The following is a 6,752-nucleotide window of genomic DNA, read 5'->3' as shown; positions in this document are numbered from 1 at the left end:
GTGGGGCGCCGGCGGTCTTCCGCGCCGCCCCGCCCGCCGCCCGCTCCAGTCTCCGCCCCCCCCCCCCCCCCCCCGGGGGCCCGGGCCCCCCCCCCCCCCCCCACACAAGGCCGCTCCTACAGGTTCTCTGCAGGCCTGTGGGAACAGCTGTTGCAGGCTCAAGCCAGTACGGCAGCCCACGCAGAAATCAACAACACCCCCGCCAACACCTGGTTGAACACCCGCAACCGCCGAGGTGCCTGCAACCATCGCGCGCTGCCCACCCCCAGCAGCGCCCACGCCGCCATGCAGGGCAGGGCAATCAGCAAGAACACCAGCGCCAGTTGCCATACCGGCAACGACGGCGCGGCAAACACTCCGACCACCGCCACGGCCATCAACCACACCTTGGGGTTCACCACCTGCAACGAGGCCGCACTGAGTGCACTGAAGCCTTGCGCCGTGGCCGCCTGCAGCGGGGCGGCAGCACTGCGCAGCATCTTCCACGCCAGCCAGCTCAACCACAAAACCCCGGCCCAGCTCATCAACTGCTGGGCCAGCGGGTGGCGCAGCAGCAGTTCACCCAGCCCCAGCCCCACCATCAGCACGATCGCCGCTGCTGCACCGCAAGCCGCCACGATCGGCGCCAGGCTCGCGCGCAGGCCAACGCGGGCGCCATGGGCGAGTATCAACAGGTTGGTCGGCCCCGGGCTGATGCTGGACACCAGGGCAAACAGGATGAAGGGCAACAACGACTGCGACATGATCAAGGGCTCCGGATAAACGAAGCACCATGCTCGCTGCCTGCCGCCTTTCAGTCTGGAAGGTTTGAGCAGCGCCTGCGGTAGTCGGCCGGGGTCAGCTGGTAGGCACGGCGGAACCAGCGCCCCAGGTGGCTCTGGTCGGCAAAGCCCAGGGCCATGGCCACTTCGGTGGGTGTCTGGCCCCGGGCGAGCAGGCGCCGCGCTCGGGCCAGGCGCAGCTGGATCAGATAGGCATGTGGCGCCAGGCCGAATGCGGCCTTGAACGCGCGGGTCAGGCGGAAGCGGTCGATGCCACAGGCCTGGGCCAGGTCTTCCAGGCCGATGTCGCGCTCCAGGTTGGCGTGCAGGTAATCCCGTGCGCGCTGCGCGGTCAGCGGCAGGCGCGGGTCCGGGTTCAGGCGCCGGCGCCAGTGCAGGTGGCGGGTCAGACAGGCCAGCAGGTCGTCCATGGCCGTCTGCCGGACAATGCGCAAGTCCTGGGTATGCACGGCCTGGAAGGCGAGGGCAGTGGCACGCGTCAGGCGCTCATCGTGGCACAAGGTATCGGCGAAGCTGGGCAGGCTGTCGCTTGGCGCGTGTTCGAACAGTGCCCGCAGTTGGCTGCCCACCCAGGTGGGTTCCAGGTACAGGGTCGAATAGGTGAAGCCGTCCTCGGTGGGCGCATGGCCGTCATGGATTTCACCGGGCTCCAGCAGGAACACGTGCCCCGGCGTACTGCGATGGCGTACTCGTCGGCAATCGAATTGCTGCACACCTTGCTCGGTAACGCCAACCAGGAAGCTGTCGTGCCAGTGCGGGTCGTAGGCATGCCCGATGAAATGCGCGCGGACCGACTCGATGCCGGTGTCGGCGTCTTGCTTGAGGTCGATCCAGTTGCTCATGGGGGCGTGCCGTGGCAGAAATCGCTACCTTAGCGCAACGGCCAGGCTCAGTCTGGAACGATTGTGCAGCCGTTGGTCAGCGCCCGGTTACGCAAGGCCTCGAAGCGTTCGCGCAGCCACAGGTGCAGTTGCGCCACCGCGGGCGTGAGCTGCTTGCGGTGCGGGCACACCAGGGTGGCCGGGGCGGGCTCACCGAGGTGCTTGGGGAGGATGATTTCCAGCTCGCCGGCCGCGATGTTGGCGCTTACGTCCAGCCACGACTTGTAGACGATGCCTTCGCCCTGCAAGGCCAGGCGGCGGATCACGTCGGCATCGTCGCTGACCAGTGGCCCGCGCACCTGCACGGTGCGGTTGCCCACTCGCCACTTGTCGTAGACCCGGTTGTGCTGCATGTACAGCAGGCAGGCGTGCTGCTGCAGGGCGTCGGGGGTGAGCGGGCGGCCGTGACGAGCCAGGTAGTCGGGCGCGGCCACCAGCACCCGGCGGTTCCAGTCGGCCAGCGGCAGGGCAATGTAATTGGCGTCCTGGTTGAGGCCATAGCGGATCGCCACATCTACCGGGTCGCGGTTGAGGTCGGCGATCTGGTCGGACAGGAAGAAGCGCAGGTGCAGGGCCGGGTGCTCGCGGCGGAAGGCGCTCAGCCACGGCAGCAGCATGTTGCGGCCCAGGTCGGACGGTGCCGACACCTGCAGGGTACCGCGCAGGGTGTTGGCGTTGCCATGCAGGTCTTCACGCCCCTGGCGCAGGCTCTCCAGCACATTCAGGGCCGTCGGCAGGTACAACTCGCCTTCGGCGGTCAGGCGCAGGCTGCGGGTGGTGCGTGCGAACAGGCGCACGTCCAGGTCGCGCTCCAGGCGCTTGATCGCGGCGGCCACCTGCCCCGGCAGCAGTTCGGCCTCGTGGGCGGCAGCGGTGAAGCTGCCCAGTACGCTGCTGCGGACGAACAGTTTGAGGTCGGCGATGCGCAGCATTTTCACTCCTGGGATGAAAGTGTTGCTGCATTGTGCCGGTTTTTCTTTTCTGCAGGAAAGATAAGATGCCCGGCAAATCCCCTGTTCATTCCCGGAGTTGTTGCATGGATACCGTCTCGCTGGCCAAGCGCCGCTACACCACCAAAGCCTACGATGCCTCGCGCCGTATTCCCCAGGCCACCGTCGATGCCTTGCTCGAACAACTGCGTCACAGCCCGTCTTCGGTCAACTCGCAGCCGTGGCATTTCATCGTTGCCGACAGCGCCGAAGGCAAGGCCCGCCTGGCCAAGAGCACCACAGAGCGCTTTGCCTACAATTCGCCGAAGATCCTCGATGCCTCGCATGTGATCGTGTTCTGCACCCGCACCGAAATGTCCGAAGCGCACCTGAATGCCGTGCTCGACCAGGAAGCTGCCGATGGCCGCTTCCGCGATGATCAGGCGCGTGCCGGGCAGAACCAGAGCCGCCGGCATTACGTCGACCTGCACCGCTTTGACCAGAAGGACGTGCAGCACTGGATGGAAAAGCAGACCTACCTGGCGCTGGGTACTGCCTTGCTGGGGGCTGCGGCACATGGGCTGGATGCCACGCCGATCGAGGGCTTCGACAGCAAGATTCTCGATGCCGAGCTGGGCTTGCGCGAGCGTGGGTTCACCAGTGTGGTCATTCTCAGCCTGGGCTATCGCAGCGAGACGGACTTCAACGCTGGCTTGAACAAGTCGCGGTTGCCGGCTTCGCAGGTGTTCACCTTCCTGTGAGATTGTCCGGGGCCGCTGTGCGGCCCTTTCGCGACGCAAGGCCGCTCCCACAGCATGGCATCGCCTTCAAGGCTTTCACAGGCCTCATGAACTGGCATATGTCCGGCATATGCCGCATACTTGTCGGCAAACGCCGGAAAGGAGAGCGCCATGCTTGCCGAAGTGCTTCGCGACAACGGTTACCACGAGTACCGGGCGCGCCTGCATGCACTGCTGGAAATCCCCGAACTCGCCAGTGACTTCGAAATCCACACCCGCATCACCCATGGCTTCGCTGCCACCTGGCTGGTGAAACTGACCGAACTCGGCGTGTTCACCCCTGTGGAGCGTGACCAGATCATTCCCCTGCGCACGCTGAAAACCCGCATCGAACGTGACCAGCCACTGACCGTGGAAGAAAGCGACCGGCTGTTCCGCTCGGCCCATATCACCGCCATGGCCGAAGCCGTGTTCGGTGAGGCGGGCAAGGCCAAGCGCTGGCTGTCCAAGCCCAAGGAGCGCTTCTCGGGGCTGACGCCGATGCAGATGCTCACCACCCAGCAGGGCACCACTCAGGTCGAAGAGATGTTGCTGCAGATCGCCGAGGGCTTCGGCCTGTGATTCTGTGGCGTATCAGCGCCTATGCAGACTTGAGCGGAACGGGCGGCTTGCGTGTCAGCGGCCGCTGGCACCAGGCGGGCCGGCCAGTGGTGTATGCCGCCACCAGCCCGGCCGGGGCAATGCTGGAGGTGCTCGTGCACCTGGAGATCGACCCTGAGGATTTCCCCACCACCATGCGGCTGCTGCGTATCGAGTTGCCCGACACCGTTTCGCAAGCGCAGTTGCCCGCCTTGCAGCCTGGCTGGTCGAGCCAGACCGAACTGACCCGGGGCCTGGGCAACCGCTTTCTGGATGAGTGCTCGGCATTGCTGCTGCCGGTGCCGAGCGCGATCATGCCCAGCACCACCAATTACCTGTTCAACCCGCGTCATCCGCAGGCAAACAGTGCCAGGCTCGAGGTCGAGGACTTCACCCCGGACAGCCGGCTGTTCTAGGGCCGCTTCACCAAAGTGCCGCTGATGCCGCTGTCAGCACCCGGCCAAACACTTCGAGCGCCTTGTCCACTTCAGCGTCGTTGCTGAAACGCCCGATGCTCAGCCGCACGCTGTTGCGTGCCTGGCGTTCATCCAGCCCCAGCGCGAGCAGCACATGCGAGGCCGCATTGCTCGCCGAGTTGCAGGCCGAGGTGGTCGACAACGCCAGCTCGCTGGCCAGCGCCGCGCTGTTGAAGCCCTTGCTGTCGATACACAGGTTCAGCGTATGGGGAATGCGCTGGTTGGCGCAGCCGTTGAGGGTGACGCCAGGCAGGGCCAGCAGGCCTTCGCGCAGGCGCCTGGCCAGTTGCTCGAGGCGCAGGTGTTCGCTGTCGCCGGGCTGGCCGGCCAGGGCAAAGGCGCTGCCCATGCCGGCAATCTGGTGGGTCGCCAGGGTGCCGGAGCGCAGGCCTTGCTCATGGCCGCCACCGTGCATCTGCGCACGCATCAGCGTGCGGGCGCGTGGCCCGACGTAGAGCGCACCGATGCCCTTGGGCCCATACACCTTGTGTGCCGAGAACGACATCAGGTCCACGGCCATGGCGCTCAGGTCGATGGCCAGTTTGCCCACCGCCTGCGCCGCATCCACGTGCAGCAGGGCACCGTGGGCACGTACCTGTTCGCCAATCGCGGCAAAGTCGGTGATCGTGCCCAGTTCATTGTTCACCGCCATCAGCGATACCAGGCGGGTGTCGGCGCACAACGCTGCCTGCACCGCCGCAGGCTGAATCAGGCCGGCGGCATCCGGTGCCAGGCGGGTAACGGCCCAGCCCTGGCGCTCCAGTTCGGCCACCGTGTCGAGCACGGCCTTGTGTTCCAGTTGGCTGGTGATCAGGTGCCCGGGCTGGCCGAGGCCCTGGGCAATGCCCTTGAGCGCCAGGTTGTTGGACTCGGTCGCACCTGAGGTCCAGACCAGTGCATCGGCCGGTGCGCCGACGCGTTCGGCCACTTGCTGGCGGGCCTGCTCCACGGCGTGGCGGGCGGCCTGGCCGAAGGCATGTCCACTGGACGCCGGGTTGCCGAAGTTGGCCTGGCTGCCAAGGCAGGCGAGCATGGTTTCGATGACCCGGTCGTCGACCGGAGTGGTGGCGGCGTAATCGAAGTAGAGCGGGGCGCTGGGCATTGGGGCGGGTCCGTTTCTGTCGCCGTGAAATCGGCAATCGTTGGAGCAAGCGTACCCGCTACTTCGGAGATATTTTTCACTTCCAGCGGCTCTATTCTGGAAATGATCAAGAAAAATTTCTATCTATCGAGTTTTTCTTGGAATTTTTTTCTCCGCATCCCGCCATTCTGTTCAGGCTGGTTCCAAGGCCCTCTCTTCCTCGGCCACCACACGTTCGCACAACTCGGTGATCTGCTCGCGCATCCAGCGGTTGGCCGGGTCCTGATCGGTGCTTTCATGCCAGTACAGGTGCGTTTCCAGCGCAGGCACCTCCACCGGCAGTGGCTGGTAACGCAACTGATGACGACGGGCGAAGCGCTCGGGGACGGTCATCGCCATGTCGGTCTGCTGCAACACCTGCGAGGCCATCAGGTAATGCTGCGAGCGCAAGGCAACCTTGCGCTGCACGCCCATCTTGCCCAGGGCCAGGTCGACATAGCCCAGGCCGTTGCGGCGGCTGGAAATATGGATGTGGGTCATGCCCAGGTAATTGTCGAGGGTCAGCTTGCTGTCGGCCAGCGGGTGGCCCTGGCGCAGGGCGCAGACATAGCGGTCTTGCATCAGTTTGACGTGGCGTACCTGCGGGTCGGTGTTCAACGGTGCGTCGATGGCGAAGTCCAGGCGGCCTGCGGCGAGTTCCTTGGTGGTCTCGCGGCGCTTGCACAAAAAGCTTTCGATCAGCACCGCCGGCGCCAGGCGGCGCAAGCGCTGGAAAAGCGGCGGCAGGATCACCGCTTCGGTCAGGTCGGTCATGCTGATGCGGAAGGTCTTGTTGGCCTGTTGCGGGTTGAAGATGCGGCTTTCCTGCACCGAGGTGCGCAGCAGTGCCAGGGCGTTGCGCACCGGGCCGATGATGTTCTGCGCCATGGGCGTGGGCACCATGCCTTGCGCGGTACGCACGAACAGCGGGTCGTTGAAGGTTTCGCGCAGCCGCGAAAGGGCGTTGGACACTGCCGGCTGGGTGATGCCGACGATCTGCCCGGCGCGGGTCAGGTTGGCTTCGGTGTAGATCGCATCGAACACGATGAACAGGTTGAGGTCGACCTTGCTGAGGTTCATGGGCGCCGCTCTTTGTTGGAATTATGGGCCGATCATATATCGGTTATGAATGTTTATACACGCAGAAAATAGACTAGGTGGATGGGGCCATGCTGCTCTAGGCTC

8 protein-coding genes are annotated in these 6,752 nt (G+C 65.1%); 3 read left to right on the top strand and 5 right to left on the bottom strand.

Going from position 1 to position 6,752, the window contains the following annotated elements; genetic code table 11:
* Positions 1-158 precede the first annotated feature (158 nt).
* Genes ABIB24_RS26245 through ABIB24_RS26235 form a run of 3 tightly spaced genes read right to left on the bottom strand, consistent with a single transcriptional unit; the run spans position 159 to position 2,595 of the window.
* Complete coding sequence (locus tag ABIB24_RS26245; RefSeq protein ID WP_025339653.1) at positions 159-743, bottom strand: LysE family translocator; 585 nt, start codon at positions 741-743, stop codon at positions 159-161.
* 50 nt (positions 744-793) lie between these two features.
* The gene (locus ABIB24_RS26240; RefSeq protein ID WP_354317639.1) at positions 794-1,624 is read right to left on the bottom strand and encodes an AraC family transcriptional regulator; all 831 of its coding nucleotides are present in this window, start codon (positions 1,622-1,624) and stop codon (positions 794-796) included.
* 47 nt (positions 1,625-1,671) lie between these two features.
* Positions 1,672-2,595: a LysR family transcriptional regulator gene (locus ABIB24_RS26235; protein ID WP_354317637.1), complete on the bottom strand. Its 924-nt coding sequence runs from the start codon at positions 2,593-2,595 to the stop codon at positions 1,672-1,674.
* A 104-nt stretch (positions 2,596-2,699) separates the two neighbouring features.
* On the opposite strand from ABIB24_RS26235, the gene nfsB reads away from it, so the two are divergent.
* The 3 genes from nfsB to ABIB24_RS26220 all read left to right on the top strand — a co-directional run bounded on the left by nfsB (position 2,700) and on the right by ABIB24_RS26220 (position 4,387).
* Positions 2,700-3,353, top strand: coding sequence for an oxygen-insensitive NAD(P)H nitroreductase (gene nfsB, locus ABIB24_RS26230; protein WP_354317635.1), 654 nt, complete (start codon positions 2,700-2,702; stop codon positions 3,351-3,353).
* Positions 3,354-3,503: 150 nt separating this feature from the next.
* Entirely contained in the window at positions 3,504-3,953 is a 450-nt protein-coding gene (locus ABIB24_RS26225) for an Xre family toxin-antitoxin system antitoxin (protein ID WP_013973163.1), read from the top strand.
* On the top strand, positions 3,950-4,387 hold the full coding sequence (locus ABIB24_RS26220) for an RES family NAD+ phosphorylase (RefSeq protein WP_015270851.1): 438 nt from the start codon (positions 3,950-3,952) through the stop codon (positions 4,385-4,387). Before ABIB24_RS26225 ends, ABIB24_RS26220 begins: the two co-directional genes overlap by 4 nt.
* A 7-nt stretch (positions 4,388-4,394) precedes the next feature.
* On the opposite strand, the gene ABIB24_RS26215 is transcribed toward ABIB24_RS26220, so the two are convergent.
* On the bottom strand, positions 4,395-5,549 hold the full coding sequence (locus tag ABIB24_RS26215; protein WP_354317632.1) for a cysteine desulfurase family protein: 1,155 nt from the start codon (positions 5,547-5,549) through the stop codon (positions 4,395-4,397).
* Positions 5,550-5,720: 171 nt separating this feature from the next.
* Positions 5,721-6,647 carry a LysR family transcriptional regulator gene (locus ABIB24_RS26210; protein WP_013973160.1) on the bottom strand — a complete coding sequence of 309 codons (927 nt, stop codon included), beginning with the start codon at positions 6,645-6,647 and terminating at the stop codon, positions 5,721-5,723.
* Between the last annotated feature and the right edge of the window lie 105 nt (positions 6,648-6,752).

The sequence above is a fragment of the Pseudomonas sp. UYEF17 genome (genome assembly GCF_040546125.1).
GTDB lineage: Bacteria > Pseudomonadota > Gammaproteobacteria > Pseudomonadales > Pseudomonadaceae > Aquipseudomonas > Aquipseudomonas putida_Z.
Note: the sequence above shows the minus strand (reverse complement) of the source record. Positions and strands in the feature narration are given on the sequence as shown.